The 15,654-nt window shown below is 58.3% G+C and carries 11 protein-coding genes; 1 reads left to right on the forward strand and 10 read right to left on the reverse strand.

Annotated elements, in window-relative coordinates:
- Positions 1-110: 110 nt before the first annotated feature.
- Entirely contained in the window at positions 111-3,086 is a 2,976-nt protein-coding gene (locus J5276_RS20700; RefSeq protein WP_174012213.1) for a PAS domain-containing protein, read from the forward strand.
- Positions 3,087-3,104: 18 nt separating this feature from the next.
- Here J5276_RS20700 and J5276_RS20705 read toward each other — a convergent pair whose 3' ends face one another.
- The 10 genes from J5276_RS20705 to J5276_RS20750 all read right to left on the reverse strand — a co-directional run bounded on the left by J5276_RS20705 (position 3,105) and on the right by J5276_RS20750 (position 15,615).
- Positions 3,105-4,049, reverse strand: a complete 945-nt coding sequence (locus tag J5276_RS20705) for a glyoxylate/hydroxypyruvate reductase A (RefSeq protein WP_174012215.1) — start codon at positions 4,047-4,049, stop codon at positions 3,105-3,107.
- A gap of 134 nt (positions 4,050-4,183) precedes the next feature.
- Positions 4,184-6,532, reverse strand: coding sequence for a polysaccharide biosynthesis tyrosine autokinase (locus tag J5276_RS20710; protein WP_209159643.1), 2,349 nt, complete (start codon positions 6,530-6,532; stop codon positions 4,184-4,186).
- A gap of 107 nt (positions 6,533-6,639) precedes the next feature.
- The gene (locus tag J5276_RS20715) at positions 6,640-7,545 is read right to left on the reverse strand and encodes a UTP--glucose-1-phosphate uridylyltransferase (RefSeq protein ID WP_004431732.1); all 906 of its coding nucleotides are present in this window, start codon (positions 7,543-7,545) and stop codon (positions 6,640-6,642) included.
- Positions 7,546-7,626: 81 nt separating this feature from the next.
- Complete coding sequence (locus J5276_RS20720) at positions 7,627-8,622, reverse strand: glycosyltransferase family 2 protein (RefSeq protein WP_174012217.1); 996 nt, start codon at positions 8,620-8,622, stop codon at positions 7,627-7,629.
- Positions 8,622-9,566 (reverse strand): glycosyltransferase family 2 protein, encoded by a 945-nt coding sequence (locus J5276_RS20725; protein ID WP_013762054.1) that lies wholly within the window; start codon positions 9,564-9,566, stop codon positions 8,622-8,624. Before J5276_RS20725 ends, J5276_RS20720 begins: the two co-directional genes overlap by 1 nt.
- Positions 9,563-10,561 carry a glycosyltransferase family 2 protein gene (locus tag J5276_RS20730; protein ID WP_174012219.1) on the reverse strand — a complete coding sequence of 333 codons (999 nt, stop codon included), beginning with the start codon at positions 10,559-10,561 and terminating at the stop codon, positions 9,563-9,565. The genes J5276_RS20725 and J5276_RS20730 overlap by 4 nt, the downstream gene beginning before the upstream one ends.
- A 17-nt stretch (positions 10,562-10,578) precedes the next feature.
- Positions 10,579-11,760, reverse strand: coding sequence for a hypothetical protein (locus J5276_RS20735; RefSeq protein WP_004431744.1), 1,182 nt, complete (start codon positions 11,758-11,760; stop codon positions 10,579-10,581).
- A 60-nt stretch (positions 11,761-11,820) separates the two neighbouring features.
- A complete protein-coding gene (locus J5276_RS20740; protein WP_004431747.1) occupies positions 11,821-12,612 on the reverse strand; it encodes a glycoside hydrolase family 16 protein in 792 nt (263 codons plus the stop codon).
- A 4-nt stretch (positions 12,613-12,616) separates the two neighbouring features.
- A complete protein-coding gene (locus tag J5276_RS20745) occupies positions 12,617-13,765 on the reverse strand; it encodes an acyltransferase (RefSeq protein ID WP_004431750.1) in 1,149 nt (382 codons plus the stop codon).
- 371 nt (positions 13,766-14,136) lie between these two features.
- Positions 14,137-15,615, reverse strand: a complete 1,479-nt coding sequence (locus tag J5276_RS20750; protein ID WP_025595239.1) for a lipopolysaccharide biosynthesis protein — start codon at positions 15,613-15,615, stop codon at positions 14,137-14,139.
- Positions 15,616-15,654 lie beyond the last annotated feature (39 nt).

The raw sequence follows: 15,654 nt of genomic DNA on the forward strand, positions 1-15,654 counted from the left end.
GGTCGCGCTTCTGAAAAGCCGTGAACAACAAGCAGAAGTTTCTGTTTTCTTGGACATTTATTCCGTTCTGTACTACGGAAAATTTCGTCTCTTTTTTGTGGTGATATTGAATGACCAATCTTCGTGCTGCCCCGGTATGGCCGATCGGCGGCGGTGAAACGGGTGAGCTTGTGCGTGGCTTCGACTGGTCGAAGACATCGCTCGGTCCGATTAGCGACTGGCCGCAGAATTTGAGGCAGAAGGCCAATTCCGTCGTCAACTCTCCCATTCCGCAGGTGCTGATGTGGGGTGCGGATCATGTGATGATCTACAATGACGGCTATGCGGAAATTGCCGGCAATTATCACCCGCGGGCGCTGGGCGGAACGGTGCCAGGTATCTGGCCCGAGATCTGGGACTGGAACAGCCGCATTCTGGAGGCCGGCTTTCGTGGCGAGGTCATGGCTTATCGCGACCAGCCGATGACGCTGATGCGGCACGGTCAGCCGGAAGAGGTGATCTTCGATCTGTTCTATACGCCGATCTACAATGATTGCGGCGCGGTGGACGGCGTCCTGTGCACGGTGCTTGAAAACACCGAAAAGGTGAAGGCCGTGGAAGCGCTGGAGCAGAGCCGCAAGGAGCTGAGCCGGCTTACCAATGCCCTGCCGATCCTGGTGGGATATGTCGATCGCGACTATGTCTATAAATTCGCCAATGACGGTTATCTGGAGTGGTTCGGCCGCAGCGCCGAGGAGGTGATCGGCCGCAGCGTTCCGGAAATTGTTGGAGACGCGTTCTTCAGTTCGCGCAGGGCCTATCTCGATCGTGCGCTCGGCGGCGAAAAGATCGTTTCGGATACGGTGATCAGCAGACCGGATGGCAGCAAGCGAGCCGCCGAAATCCGTTATGTTCCCCGCTATATCGCCGATGGCTCGGTTGACGGCATTTATGTGCTGATCATCGATATCGAGGACCGGAAACGTTCCGAGCACGAAATCGTGCTTAGCAATAACCGTTTCCGCGCCGCTGTTGATGCGGTCCACGGCGTGCTTTGGACCAACACCGCCGACGGCATGATGCTGGGTGAGCAGCCTGCGTGGGGTGCACTTACCGGGCAGAGCTTCGACGAGTATCAGGGGTTCGGCTGGGTCGAAGCGGTTCATCCCGAAGACAGGGACCATTCGCTGGAAAGCTGGACAAAAGCCGTTTCCGCGCGGGCGACCTATATTTGGGAGCATCGCGTTCGCCGCCATGACGGCGTCTACCGCACATTTGCGATCCGTGGCGTTCCGATTTTCGACAATTCCGGTGATATTGCGGAATGGGTCGGTGTCCACACGGATATCACCGAACAGCGGCTGGCCGAGAACACGCTTAAAGAACATGCCAGCAATCTGGAACGCGAGATTCGCCACCGCATAAGAGCGGAAGAGCAGCTTCGCCAATTGAATGAAGGGCTGGAAGCGCGGGTCGAGACGGAAATCGCCGAGCGCCGCCAGACCGAAAGAGCGTTGCAGCAGGCGCAGAAAATGGAATCCATCGGCCAGTTGACCGGTGGCGTCGCGCATGATTTCAACAATCTTCTTCAGGTAATCGCGGGCAATCTGCAATTGCTGTCAAAGGACGTGATTGGCAACGAGCGTGCCGAACGGCGGCTGGAAAATGCGCTGGCCGGCGTTCATCGCGGTGCCAAGCTTGCAAGCCAGCTTCTGGCCTTTGGCCGCCGTCAGGCGCTGGAACCGCGCGTTATCAACATCTCCCGGTTCGTTACCGGCATGGACGATCTCCTGCGCCGTTCGCTTGGTGAGGCGATCGAGGTTGAGGTCATCACCTCCGGCGGCCTGTGGAACACCTATGCCGACCCAAACCAGGTGGAAAACGCTCTCCTTAATCTGGCGATCAATGCGCGTGATGCCATGGAAGGGCACGGCAAGCTGACAATCGAGGTCGGCAATGCGGTTCTCGATCGCGATTACGCGCGCAAGCATTCGGAAGTTTCGCCGGGGCAATATGTCATGCTGGCTGTTACCGATACCGGATCGGGCATGTCGCCGGACATTCTGGAAAAGGTGTTCGAGCCGTTCTTTTCGACGAAACCGGAAGGCAAGGGCACCGGTCTCGGCCTTTCGATGGTTTACGGTTTTGCAAAACAGTCCAGTGGCCATGTCAACATCTATAGCGAGGTGGGGCAGGGCACGACGGTGAAGATGTATCTACCGCGATCCGCCGCCGACGAGGACAGGGAAGTGGTGATACCGACCGGCCCCGTCGAGGGTGGCACGGAAACGATCCTTGTGGTGGAGGATGACGAGGAGGTGCGCAGCACCGTCGTCGAGACACTGAGCGATCTCGGTTACCGCGTGCTCACTGCCCGCGATGCGCAGGCTGGTTTGACGGTGGTCGAGAGCGGTATTCCGATTGACGTCATCTTCACCGATGTGGTGATGCCGGGACCTTTGAAAAGCCGGGAAATGGCGCGCCGTGCGCAGGAAAGGTTGCCTAATCTCGCCGTTCTCTTCACATCCGGTTATACGGAAAACTCCATCGTGCATGGCGGCAAGCTGGATTCCGGGGTGGAACTGCTCTCCAAGCCTTACACGCGCGAAGCGCTGGCGCGGCGCATCCGCCATGTCATCGCCAATCGCAAGCAGGTTTCTCTCGCCAAGACGAGGCCGGTATCATCACCGCGTCATTCCAAAACCCCCGAACCCGCGCAGGTCGTCGGAGACGAGACCAGATCGGTTTGCGTGCTTCTGGTTGAGGATGACGAGTTGATCCGGATGAATTCGACCGAGATGCTGGCCGATAACGGCTTTGCCGTCGTCGAGGCCGGAAATGCTGTGCAGGCGCTAAAGGCGATCGAGACGGAAGAGATCGATGTTCTCGTTACCGACATAGGCCTGCCGGACATGAAGGGCGGCGAGCTGGCGGTTGAGGCATTGCGCCGGAAACCGGGACTAGCCATCGTGTTTGCCACGGGAGACAACCAACTGCCGAACGGGGCGCCGGAAACGGCAGTGCTTTTGACCAAGCCCTATGACGAACAGCAGATCGTCTCAGCTGTCGAACTGGCCCATACGGCAAACAGGATAGCGGGCGAATAAACCGCCCGCCATCGTGTCTCAATAACCGCGCGTCATATCGACCGTTTCCGGCAGCGTACCTGTTTCACGCCATGTCTTGACATTGCCTGCCACTATTTTCGCTGAACTTTCACGGCTTGTCGGCGCGGAAATATGTGGCAGGACGGTCACTTTCGGGTGCTGCCAGAATGCGGAGGCGGGAGGTAGCGGCTCCTGTTCGAAGACATCGAGAACCGCATGCGAAAGCTGGCCGGAATCAAGCGCCGCGATCAGGTCATCGGCGACGACGACGGCTCCGCGGGCGAAATTGATGAGTGCGGCTCCCTTTTTCATGGCGCCGAGACGGTCGGCATTCAGAAGGCCGCGCGTCGCATCGGTCAGCGGCACCAGACAGACGAGAATGTCGCTTTTTTCCAGCAAGTCCCCCAGCCCGTCATCGCCCGTCAGCGTTGCCACTCCCTCGATTGCCTTGGCCGAGCGGCTCCAGCCGGAAACGTTGAAGCCTGCATGAAGCAGGCGTTGCGCCGCAGCCGTTCCGAGCGCGCCGAGGCCGAGGAGGCCGACGGTCATCTCGCCCGGATGCCGATAATCGAGTTCCTGCCAGAGGGCTTTTTGCTGGTTTACGCGATAGGCCGGCATGTCGCGTTGCAGGTAATATGTCCATGCCAGCACGGCTTCCGCCATCACGCGTGAAAGCTCCGGGTCTTTCAGCCGCACGATCGGCGGCGCCTTGTCTCCCAGTTCCAGAACGAGCCGTTCGACACCCGCCCACAGGCTGTGAATCCACGAAAGACCCGGCAAGGCTGCAATATCGGCTGGATCGGGATTGGCGACGATGGCGAAGTCCACCGCGCGTTTCTGCTCCCCGCTTAATTCGGAAAAGGAGAGGATTTCCTCTTCCGGCATGGCGTCGCGAAGCGCTTGCTTCCAGATGGCTTCCGCTTGCGCATTCATCCGCGAAACAAGGGCGATGGGTGATGGCATGAAACTGGTCCTGCTTGCTGGCGATTGGTTGGTCGCCATCAATGCGTAATTTTGCGGGCAACGCCATAGGCTGGATAGCAAAATTTGAGCTGCAAAAAAAAAGCGGCCCGGTTTGCACCGGGCCGCTACACCATTCAGGCGTTTTCCTTCACCGGCGGTTTGGCGTCGCCGTAATAGGCCGCGAATGTCTCGTGATAGTGCTCAGAACCACCGGGGCCTGCATAACGCTGCAATTCCGTCATATCGGTCTTGTTGAGCACGATCCCCAACGTCTTGTTGGCAATCTGCGGTTCGTTGGCCATCAGGTTCTGCACCATCTGGATCGGCGTCTTGCCCCATTCCGTAACGAAGACGAAACCATCGACCTGCGGTGCGAAGGCTTTAGCGTCGATGACGGGAACGACGGGTGCAAGGTCGACAATGATGTAGTCGCAGGCCTCACGCGCCGATTCGATGAATTTGCGCATGCCGGAGGAGGCAAGAAGCTCGCTTGAATGGGCAAACTGGTTGCTGGTGGAAACCGGCAGGATGCCCATTTTCGTGCGGGTATCGACCTTCACTGCCTGCGTCCACGGTATCTCGTCAAGCACGACCTCCACCAGACCGGCGGATTGCCGCGTTGTCAGCATGCGGCTGAGGCCGGGGTTGCGGATGTCGGCATCCACCACAAGCGTGCGCTTGCCGGTGGAGGCGATCAGACCGGCGAGATTGAGCGCCACGACCGATTTACCCTCGTTCGGCAGGCATGAGATGACGCCGATTACCCGGCACTGGCGTTCCTGGATAACGACATCAGCCGTCAGCTTCACGTTGCGCAGCGTCTCGGCAAAGCTTGAGCGCGGGCTGTCGACGGCAAGGCGCAGCATTTTCTGGAACGAGACCTGACCGTTTTCGTCGATGGTCGTGCTCTCGCTGCCGGGGGTGGCGGCAGGGGTACCCGACTTTGCGGTTTCTGCACCCCGTTCCCCGATAAAGGGCAGGTAGCCCAGAAAACGCATGCGCAGATTGTCGCGCACATCGTTGCCGGTGTGGAAAAAGCGATCCCGGAACTCAAGAAGCGCTGCGATGCCGCCGCCCAGCATAAGGCCGAGAATGACGGAAAGCGCCATGGTCATCGTCTTTTTCGGGCTGGACGGAGCTGTCGGCAGACCCGCTTCGGAGATGATGCGGGCCTTGGCGATCGGCAGCGACTGCTTCTGGGATGCTTCTTCGAAGCGGCCGAGGTAGGACTGGTAGAGTGTGCGCAGAGCGGTTGCCCGCTGCTCCAGCTCACGCAATTGCACCATAGTGATATTGGCTTGCGAATTGCGGCCCGCCACGCGGTCGATATTGTCGCGAAGCGATTGCACACGGGAATTGGAGACGTCGTATTCGTTCTTCAGGCTGCCCGTAACCTGCTGCAGTTCCTGGAATATCTGCCTTGCAATTTCTTTCTTCTCACTCTCCAGCGCTACCGCCTGAGGGTGGTCGGCGCCGAATTGCTGGACGACGCCCTGCAATCGGTCAGAGATCGTGATGTAGCGCTTGCGAAGGTCCTGAATGACCGAGTTATCGGCATCCCGTGCGGAAACGACTGCATTGTCAACCGCTGCATCCGGTCCCCGGTCGATGATGGATTTGTACTGGCCATAACGTGCAGCAGCCGTCGCGACATCCGCCTGCGCGGCAATCAGCTGGCCGTTGAGATCGGCCAACTGGCCTTCCGACATGAGCTCGCCGCGCGAAGAAACGATATTATTGTCCGTCTTGAATTTTTCGACGGCAAGCTGGGCGGCCTGCGCACGCTGGTTCAGGTCGCTCATGCGCTCCTGAAGCCACACAGAAGCGCGCTCGCTGGCGTCGAAATTGGCGTTCAGCTGTTCGGTCAGATAGGCCTGCGCATAGGTCTTGGCGATGAGCGCGGCAAGCTGCCGATCCGTCGAACGGGTGGAAATGGCGATGACCGAACTGCGGCCGACACGCTCTACGATCAGCGATTGTTGCAGCACGGCGGCTGCCTTTTCGCGGCGTCCGGCGCGGATTGCCGCTTCGGAGAACGGCGGATCTCCGGGCAGGATGAGATCGACGATACCGCGCACGGAAGATTTCACGAGATCGACCGGCGACAGCGACGGATTGACGATGGTGTCGTTCTCGTCGAGCTTGGCCTTGTCGACCACGGTCAGCGCCATTTCCTTGGATTTCAGAATTTCCACAGCACTGGCGATACGGTTGTCGACGATCTGGGCGGCAGGTACCGGCGATTCCTCTTCCGCGTAACGGGAAAGGCTTTCATCCAGAAGCACCTGAGTCATCGCGGTGTAAACGGGGGTTGCAAGCACCAGATAAAGGCCGGCCAGAACCACAGCGGCGATGACCGAGGCGGCAATGACATTGGCGCGGCGCACCACGGCTGCCCAGAGGCGATCGAGGTCAATAAATGTGTCGGCATCCTTGCCGGGATCCGGAAAACCGATGCTGGATTTAAAGGTCTTGTGGTGCATGGACCTACCTTGTGAATTAAAAATGGTACGCGGGAAGCCGAGCAACGCTCGGCTTCCCGCCCCCCGTTATTGATGTGCCGACCGCCTCCCCGGCAGCACGATTAAAGTCAGGCCGCCTGAACGCGGCTTTCATGGTTTGCGACGAGTTCCTTGACGGAAGCGAGAACCTGCGCCTCCATGTCGGCACGCATCAGCGAGAAAGCGACATTGGCGGCGATGAAGCCCTGCTTGCTGCCGCAGTCGAATGTGCGACCGCTATACTTCTGCGCATGGAAGGCCTGCTTTTCAGCGAGCCGCTTCATGCCATCAGTCAGCTGGATTTCGTTGCCCGCGCCACGCTCCTGTTTGGCGAGAATGTCGAAGATTTCCGGCTGCAGAATATAACGGCCGTTCAGGTAATAATTCGAAGGCGCCCTGGATGGTTCCGGCTTCTCGACCATTTCGGTGACTGCAAAGCCGTGATTGACCTTCTGGCCGACACCAACGACGCCGTAGGATGACACCTCTTCCGGCAGGCATTCCTCAACACCGAGGATATTGCCGCCGACTTCGTCGTAGAGTTCCATCAACCCGGCAATGCAGCCGCGTGCGCCATAGGAAACCATATCAGGCAAAAGCAGCGCAAAAGGCTCCTTGCCCACCAGTTCGCGCGCGCACCAAACCGCGTGGCCGAGGCCGAGCGGCACCTGCTGGCGCGTGTAACTGACTGTGCCTGCGACTGGCAACATTTTTTCAAGCTGCAGCACCTGCACCGTCTTGCCGGAGCGGGTGAGTGTGTTGATAAGCTCGGGCGCGCTGTCGAAATAGTCTTCGATGGCGGTCTTGTTGCGGCTGGTTACGAAAATAATGTGCTCGATGCCGGCCTGCATGGCCTCATCGACGGCATATTGCACGACCGGCCGGTCGACGATCGTGAGCATTTCCTTCGGCATCGCCTTGGTGGCGGGCAAAAACCGCGTGCCGTTGCCGGCTACGGGAATGACGGCTTTTCTGACAGTTTTGTTCAGGTCCATCGCGTTCTCCTTCATCAAGGTTTGATCTGTCCCCAGTCCGCTTGCAGATTTTTCGCGCACAGATTTGTCCGCTCACAAATTTTACGAAATCTGCCTTTTCACCCCAGTATTTGCCGCGGGCGCAAACATCGCGTTCCGCAACCTCTTCAGCCGCACGGCAATGGGCATTCTCAAATGGCCCAGCACGGCGGGATCTCTGATCGTTGTCTTCAGCGCGCCGATAATCGAGCGCCGCTTGATGTCTTCCACCAATGTCAGGAAGTTACGGGCCAGTTGCAGGCTACGGCTTCTGGCCTGCTGCGCATCCATGGCGGCGGGCAACAGCGCGTAGTGGCTCAGAAACTCCTGGTCCGCCCGCATCATTCCTTCGACGTGGTGGATTTCAAGGACGCGCGAGATCGAACCTTCGCGAATATTATAGATGTAGCCCGGTTTCGGCTCGATGACGCAAAGGCCGCCGGCGGCAAGCGCCGAGGCAAGCAGGATGTAATCTTCGCCGATGCGGATGTCCTCGCGAAAACGCAATCCCTCGCTATTTAGGAAATCGCGCCGGAACATCGGCTTCATGTAGCCGAAGTTGAAGGTGGAGCGGAAAAGGATGTTGGAGGAAATGAAGTCCTCAAGGGTAAGGACGGGTCTTTCCTCCAGAAACTCCTCTGCGAACATCGTTTCCATTGGCCTGCCGTCCGTATAGGCGACATCGAGATTATCGACAGCGATCACCGCATTGGCCGCATCTGCCCGGCACATCATGCAGGCGGAACGGTCGGGGCGGATGACGTCGTCCGAATCGAGAACGGCGATAAAGCGTCCGGTTGCTGCGGCGATACCGGCATTGCGCGCGCCTCCCGGTCCGAGGTTCTGTTCAAGCGCAAGCAGCCGGACACGCGGATCGTTGGCCGCAATGGCCTCGACGAGCGAGATCGTCTCGTCGGCGGAGCGGTCATCCACGACGATCACCTCCAGCGTCACGCCCTGCTGGTCAAGCGCACTTTGAATGGCGGCTTCGATCGTCTCGGCGGCATTATAGGCGGCAATGACGAAGCTGATATCGGGCTGAGGGTTAAGGTTCTCCATCAGGTTGCCTCCACCGCGCCGTATTGGCGGATTTCGCGCACTCCGAAGGCGCCGCTTACCGAGCCGAGATGCAAGGCGCCGCGCAGGGCATAGCGGTTGCGGCGCACGGCGTTGAAACCGTTCAGGGCGGCAAAGACGGCGCAATAGAGAACTTTCGATCCTGCCTTCAGCACCTGCATCACGCGTCTTGCGCCGGGTTTCTTTTCGGCAAGCACACGGCCATGGGTCTGGCCGGAGCGGAAGCGACGTTTGGCAAGCCACATGAAACGGGCGCGGTTTTCCGGCACCGGCTCGGAGAGCACGGCCTTTTGCGCAAAGACGATGCGACCGCCCGAAGCATGGAGATGCGAGAAGAAATGCGTGTCCTCACCGCCGCTCTGGCCGAGCGCCAGCGCAAAACGCCGGTCCTTTACCGATGGGGCGTCCATCTTGAGAAGCGTGTTGCAGGTGTAGCCGGTGATGATCTCGCCATTCACCCAGACGGGCACGGTCGAGTGAAAATCGCCACGTTTCATCCAGCCCGGCGCATTCTCACGGTAAACCGCCGTCACTGGGCCAAGAACGACATCCGCGCCGGTTTCGCCTGCCTTTTCCAGAAGTGCGGCCAGCCAGTGCGGCGGGGCGGTCTCATCATCGTCGATAAAGGCCAGATAGTCCGCCCGGCATTCAGAGAGGCAGGCGTTGCGGGCAATCGAGATATTCGATTTCGGGCAATGGACATAGGCGATCTCGAAAGGCGAAGTTTCACGCAGCCGATCCACACTTGCCTTGGCACTCGGTTCCTCATCATTGTCGGCAACGATCAGGCGAACTGTCACGCCTTCGGGCACTTCCAGTTCGAAGAGTGACAGAAGTGTGGCGACCAGCGCCGGACGTCTGTAGGTACAGATGCCGATATCGACGGTCTTTGAATTGTGTGGTTCGGTGACGATGAGGTCGGTCATGAGACAGCCTTTTTTCCCCGGAATTTCAGGAGTTCCAGCCAGAAGCCGGTGGACCACGCCAGATGCATCACCATTGCGGAAAAGGCGGCGAGCGGGCCGTATGGGTTTTTCTGACCTATTGCCATCCACAAGCCATAACCCACACATGCGGCGATCCAGAGGCCGAGCGGAATAAGTGCTGCCCAATGCACAAGCGACAGCAGGGCAAGCACGAAGACCGGCAGGACAGCCAGCGGAATCATCTGGCGGATCTTCGGGATCGAGCGATGTTTCAGCAGGTTCTTTGCCCGGCCACGGCCATAGGCGAGATATTGCTTGAACAGAGGCATGACGCTGGCGCGCGGATAATAGGTCATGCGGGTCTTGTCGGTCATCCATATACGGAAACCGGATTTGCGCAGCCGGAAATCCAGTTCGGCATCCTCGTTGTGGCTGAAGCTTTCATCGTAACCACCGACCGCGTCGAAGGCGGCGATCCGCATCAACGCGTGGTGGCCATGGTCGATCCAGTGTCCCTTGGCGCCTTCGCGGTGCTTTGAGCCGCCATTGCCGAGTTTGGAATTCTGCGCAATCGCCGTCGCCTTCTGGAACAGGCCGTGCCCGACCGTATCCATGGCGACCACGACGGAATCCGCGCCGGTGCGATCCGCGTCTTCAATCAGCCGCTGGCAATAATCATCCGGATAATCGCCATGGGCGTCGATGCGGATGAGGTAGTCGAAATCCTCGCCGAAAGTGGATACGGCCAGGTTTATGCCGGCGCTCTGGATGCGCTTGGGATTGGGAAGGAGCGTAACGCGGTCATCCGTTACGGCGAAGGCGGAAACGATGTCGCGCGTGCCGTCCGTGCTGCCGCCATCGGCAACAACGATGCGGAAAATACGCCCATCCATCGCGCCGGTGAATTTTCGCAGCAACGCCTCGATCGTCTTTGCCTCGTTGAGGCAGGGAATGACGATCAGAGTTCTGATGCCGGAACGACCAAGACCTTCCATGATTTGCCCCCTACGCACTACACGGGTGAAAACGCAGCTTCACGGGCATGGCCGGAAGCGGATTTTGTAAGAGAGGACAATTGCTGGACCAGCTGACGGCAATCGTCGCGGTCGGTCAGCCATTGTTTCTTATCGAGTGCCGAGAGGGCGTCGAAGGCGTCCGTATACGTTTGTGGAGTCATAGTGTTGAAAAGAGCGGCCAGATCATCTGCACCGGCATTTTGCAGAACAAAACCGATATTGCGCTTTTCGATGAAACGAGCCGTTTCCGTGCCTGCAAGTGCAATCGGCAGGGTGCCGTAAAGGCATCCCTCATAGAGCCGATTGGGCAGCAGCCAGCTTGAATTCTGGCCTTCCTCGAAGAAGTCGATCGCCCAGGTGAACTGCACTTCATTATAGATGGTGGCCAGATCTTCAGGGTTTTTGTAGGCCCCGTGGAAATGCACATGCGGCGCGGCAGCCACGAAACCATCGAAATCCGCAAATTCCGAATAGGCCGGCCGGCCGCGCAGGATGATTTCGACCTTGCCATCCATGCGCCTTGCAAAATCGGCGAGGATTTCGAGCGATTTGCGGCAGCGAAGCGCCCCAAACCAGCCGATTTTCCACGGTTCGCCGGGGGCAGGTGGGCGCGGTTGTGGGGTGGCTGCTACAGCGGCATCAAGCGCCAGCACCCTGTTTTCCTGCAACAGCACGGGAAGGTTCAGGCCGGAAACGGGTTTGAAATAATGCTCGACGAAAGCTGGAGAACTCGTCACCAGCAGCTTGGCATCCCGGGCGAAATAGCGCTGGGCCGCATTGAGAAGCTGCCCCGGCTTGCCCTCATTGAGAAGCAGGCGGTGAATGTCGAGACATTCGTAAACCAGTGCCGGCTGGCGGTCGTAAAGCGACATGGCCCGTTTTGCGAGAGCCAGCATTTCCAGGTTTCTGGCAAGAATGACGTCGGGCATGGGGATGCCGCGTAATGTTTTGCCGAGCGAGAGGCTGGCTTTGGCGACGGCTGCCATGCGCTGAAGAAACCGCCCATCGGCGGTTTCTCCGAGAATGACCGGCACCACGCCCTCGATCTCTGCAAGCCGGTTCTGTCCGCGCCGGAAGCCCGCCAGCGTGACCCGCGCGCCGCCCGCAAGCAAGGTCAACACCCGCCGGCGAATGGCGGGGTCCGACAGATCATGCGCGAGATAAAGAACATGGATCATGCATGGGTTCCGGTTGGTTTCATACGTCAAGGACGCCGAGGCTCAGGTTTAAAAAAGCAATCAGTTAAGGGCGCAGGCGATGGATTCGGGAAACTGGCATTTGTCGCCGAGCGCCGTGAAGGCGAAGCGGTCAACAATCATCTGTGTTGCGCCGGAATAGGAAAAGGCACCCATCCAGTCCTTCAACGTGTCGGTTCCCCACAGGCTGAAGAAAATCTTCTGGGCATTCTGCGGAATCTTGGTCTCATCCGTGACTTCGTGAACGAGCTTGCCGTTGACGTAGTAACGCAGGCGCTGAGGCTCCCACACGAAGGCGTAATCGTTGAAGCCAGCATCAGCTCCGCCTTCTACCGGCACCAGTTTCTCATTGCCGCCCTTGGCGGAAATATACTGGTTCAGCTGTACCTTGCCCGTATTCTTGCCCAAAACCTCGAAGTCGATTTCATCATGGGGCTTTTTGTCGGTCGGGCCGATATAGGTGAAGAAGGCGGAGTTCAGCCCGGAGCCGGTAGCGGCTTTCATCCGTGCTTCATAGGTGCCGTAGCGATAACGCCCCTTGGTCTGGATTTCACCGCAGGCGAAGTTGCGGTCGCCGGACTTTGCTTCCTCAAAACCAAGCGTCAGCTGGCCGTTTTCCACCGTGGCCAGTTTCTTCGACCAGGTGCAGTTCTGATGCGCACCGTTGTTCCAGCCGTCGGAGACGTACCAGAACGACCGGTCCATCTGATCGAAATTCTCGATGAAGGATGCACCGTTGCCTTCTTGTGCCTGGCTCGGTGTCGTGAAGGGTGTCGCCAGCAGGGCGGCGGCGAGAAGAATGCGTGTCTGAACGCGGGTGACAAATGTTGTCATTGGTTCACCTCTGTCGTTGCGAATAAAGTGTTTCGGATGTGGGCGGGCCGATCATGGAGGCCCGTTTTGCAGCGAATTCGGACGTTGTCTTGCGTTTGCCGTTCCGGCTTCCGGTCAGCACGGCATAGACGGCCGGCAGGTATTTGCGGGTTTGTGCATTGCTCACCACCAGAATGACAAAGGCGGACAGCGTGGCGATGACATAGAAGGCGGGGTAGAAATCGGGTCCGCCCTTGTTCCAGACCATCCACATGATGACGAGCAACGGATAGTGAGCGCAGAATATCCAGAAGCTGAGGCTTCCGGTTTCGGAAAGCCGCTTGCCGAGCCTGCTGCGGATCAAAAGCGCCGACGACGCCCAGAAACCGAGCGCGCCGAAAACAGCGAGCAAATTGCGAGACATGTTCAGCCAGAAGGTAAACTCCGGGCCGGTGAAATAGAGGCCTGTTGCCAGCATGGCCGCAGCGACAAAGGTCAGCGCCATGATCGGGAAGGCGTAGGGATCGAGTGCCTTGACATCGACGCGGTGCAGCGCAAGTGCGATGCCCAGTGAGAAGCTGAACAGGATCGATTTCTTCTGGACTATGAAGATCGTCAGATCAGGCATGGCGGTTATGAAGAGCAGGATAGCGAGCGTTGGCAGCGCAAAGCGGCGCATGAGAAATGCGAGCACCGGCGACAGCAGGATGCAGACGAACAGGTCGCGCAGGAAATAAAGCGGCACGTTTACCGGCAGTTCTTCGAGCGCCGTGCCATGGCTGATGATTTCACGCGGGCTGGCGTTCCAGAGGTCCGGGAAATAACCCACACCAACGTCAAACAGCTGGATAAGCAAAATTGCGGCAAACAACGCGCCATTCCACAGCAGGAAGGGCAGCAGCACCGTTTTCGACTTCGAACGGATCGTCGCCGGATAATCGAACCCGCTCATGCCGCGACGAAACAGCAGATAGCCGGATATCGCGCTGAGACAGGGCACACCGATGCGAAACAGGGCGTCGCCCAGAAAAACACGCAGCCAGTCGAAGAAGCCGTAAAGGCCAAGAAAAGGGCTGGTTTCGGCATCGTGCGGCACATGGACGAACACGATTCCAGAGATCAGCAATATACGCATCAAATTGATACGGGAGGATAGGTTCTGATCGACAGTCACATCAGTCACCCCTATTGGGCGGCGTCCACCCACGCCGCGTTGCAACCAGAGCGAACTTAAGCCCGCACTCGTAAGTCTGGTTTCGACTTTAGGGTAAAATGTGGCGACGCGGGAAAAACGCAAGCTTAGATATTGCGGGTGATTGTCTGGCGTTCCGGCATTCCGTGCGACTTTAAAAAATTAAGCAACTGAAAATATTTAATTTTTTCTAGATTTAAGTCGTCACTAAAAATCGCCAAAGGAAGCGATATTATCATTGTACGCGATATTGCACCGCAAAAAAATGGCTTTGCCATGCCGTCACGAAACACATATCCGTGACGGGTGAGACCTGTTAACGGCCGAAATGAGGCGCTTTCGGTTACGAGACACTAACCTTGGGTTGCGTTTTCACGCATTCGCCGCGATTTGACCATCCCGAGGATTTTTCCAAGCAGGGCGCGTTCGGTCAGCAAAATCAGCGCCGCATAGATGACGCCGCCGACTGCGGCGCCAACGAGCACCTGAAGCGTTGCGCTGGGGATGCGTTCGGCAATGATGTGAAGCAGGTAACGCACCGAAACGGCCATGACCAGCGCTGCAATCATCGGTCTGCTGCTGACATAGAGGCCGCTGAGAAAGGGTGTATCGCTTGCCTTGAACACCGCCCATGAGTAGGCAACCAGCGTCACCGCATTGACGATGCAGAGCCAAATCATCGCGTCGATCAGGCTGCCGTAGACGGCTGCAGCCCAGACGGCAACTGTGGTGACGATGGCGCGGATCGTGGCCGACCAGAACAGAACACGCCCATAGCCGGCACCCTTGAGATAGGGGATAAAGGTGCTGCATGGGGTCAGAATGGCTTTCGAGAGGGCAAGGAGACCGAGAACCGGCCAGGCATAAGCCCAGTTCTGCCCGAAAATCACCAGCATGGCCGGTTCGGCCACCGCCCAGAGGCCGAACATCATCGGCGCAAGCAGGACGGTCAGAACCTGCGTGCTGAACATCAGGGCATCACGCCGGCGCTGCGGATCGTCCATCATACGGCTGAAGGCGGGAAACAGCACGCCCATGACGGCCGACAGCACGACCTGATTGGGAATGCTGGCAAAACGGTTGGAGGCGGAATAGGCGCCCGCATCGGCAAGGCCGAGATGCCGGGCGATCACCACCATCGGCGACTGGAAGGTGACGAAATTGGCGATTTCCGATCCCATCAGGCCGGAGCTGAAACCGAGAAGCGGCACCAGACGGCGCGGTTTCATGACGAAACGCGGGCAATAGCGGGAAACGGCATATAGCCCGACAAGCCTGATGAGTGCGGCGGCGAAAAGCTGGATGATGAGCGCCCAGACGCCGAAGCCGAGAAGCGCCATAGCCACGGCGACAACCGCCGCGATGCTTTCAGACGCCATGCTCCACAGCGCATCCTGGCTGAAGTTCATGCGCCGGGCAAGCAGTGAATAGGCGACATCACCCGCAAGTTGCAACGGAATGAGAAAGGCCATGATACGCAGCAGATAGGCACTTTCCACCGCACCCAGAAGCCCACCGAAGAACTCCGCGAAAATGTAGAGCGCAGCGGCCATGGTGCAGGAAATCGCCAGATTTGCCCAGAAAACGGTATGGATTGTATCCATATCCTCTTCTTTCTCGACGATCAGCGCCGAGGTCAGCCCCGCTCCGGCTATCATGGTCAGGAATTGTACAACCGTTAAGCCGACTGCAACCACACCAAATTCTTCCGGTGTCAGCAGTCGTGCAAGAATGGGAACGGTGACAAATTTAAGCCCGAATGTCCCTGTCTTAGACAAGACGCTCCAGCCGACATTCGTGGTGATGGTCTTTACATTTGGAGCTGGGGGCATACAAGCATCCTGTTTCTGGAGGCCGGCGGGGAGGAACGC

It is taken from the genome of Agrobacterium sp. S7/73 (assembly GCF_019355535.1).
GTDB classification, from domain to species: domain Bacteria; phylum Pseudomonadota; class Alphaproteobacteria; order Rhizobiales; family Rhizobiaceae; genus Agrobacterium; species Agrobacterium tumefaciens.

Bases quoted from the DNA above. Each gene is read 5' to 3' on its own strand.
- J5276_RS20725 (WP_013762054.1), bottom strand. From the start codon at position 9,566: ATGACCGACCTCATCGTCACCGAACCACACAATTCAAAGACCGTCGAT.
- J5276_RS20705 (WP_174012215.1), bottom strand. From the start codon at position 4,049: ATGCCATCACCCATCGCCCTTGTTTCGCGGATGAATGCGCAAGCGGAA.
- J5276_RS20740 (WP_004431747.1), bottom strand. From the start codon at position 12,612: ATGACAACATTTGTCACCCGCGTTCAGACACGCATTCTTCTCGCCGCC.
- J5276_RS20715 (WP_004431732.1), bottom strand. From the start codon at position 7,545: ATGGACCTGAACAAAACTGTCAGAAAAGCCGTCATTCCCGTAGCCGGC.
- J5276_RS20735 (WP_004431744.1), bottom strand. From the start codon at position 11,760: ATGATCCATGTTCTTTATCTCGCGCATGATCTGTCGGACCCCGCCATT.
- J5276_RS20720 (WP_174012217.1), bottom strand. From the start codon at position 8,622: ATGGAGAACCTTAACCCTCAGCCCGATATCAGCTTCGTCATTGCCGCC.
- J5276_RS20750 (WP_025595239.1), bottom strand. From the start codon at position 15,615: ATGCCCCCAGCTCCAAATGTAAAGACCATCACCACGAATGTCGGCTGG.
- J5276_RS20730 (WP_174012219.1), bottom strand. From the start codon at position 10,561: ATGGAAGGTCTTGGTCGTTCCGGCATCAGAACTCTGATCGTCATTCCC.
- J5276_RS20710 (WP_209159643.1), bottom strand. From the start codon at position 6,532: ATGCACCACAAGACCTTTAAATCCAGCATCGGTTTTCCGGATCCCGGC.
- J5276_RS20700 (WP_174012213.1), top strand. From the start codon at position 111: ATGACCAATCTTCGTGCTGCCCCGGTATGGCCGATCGGCGGCGGTGAA.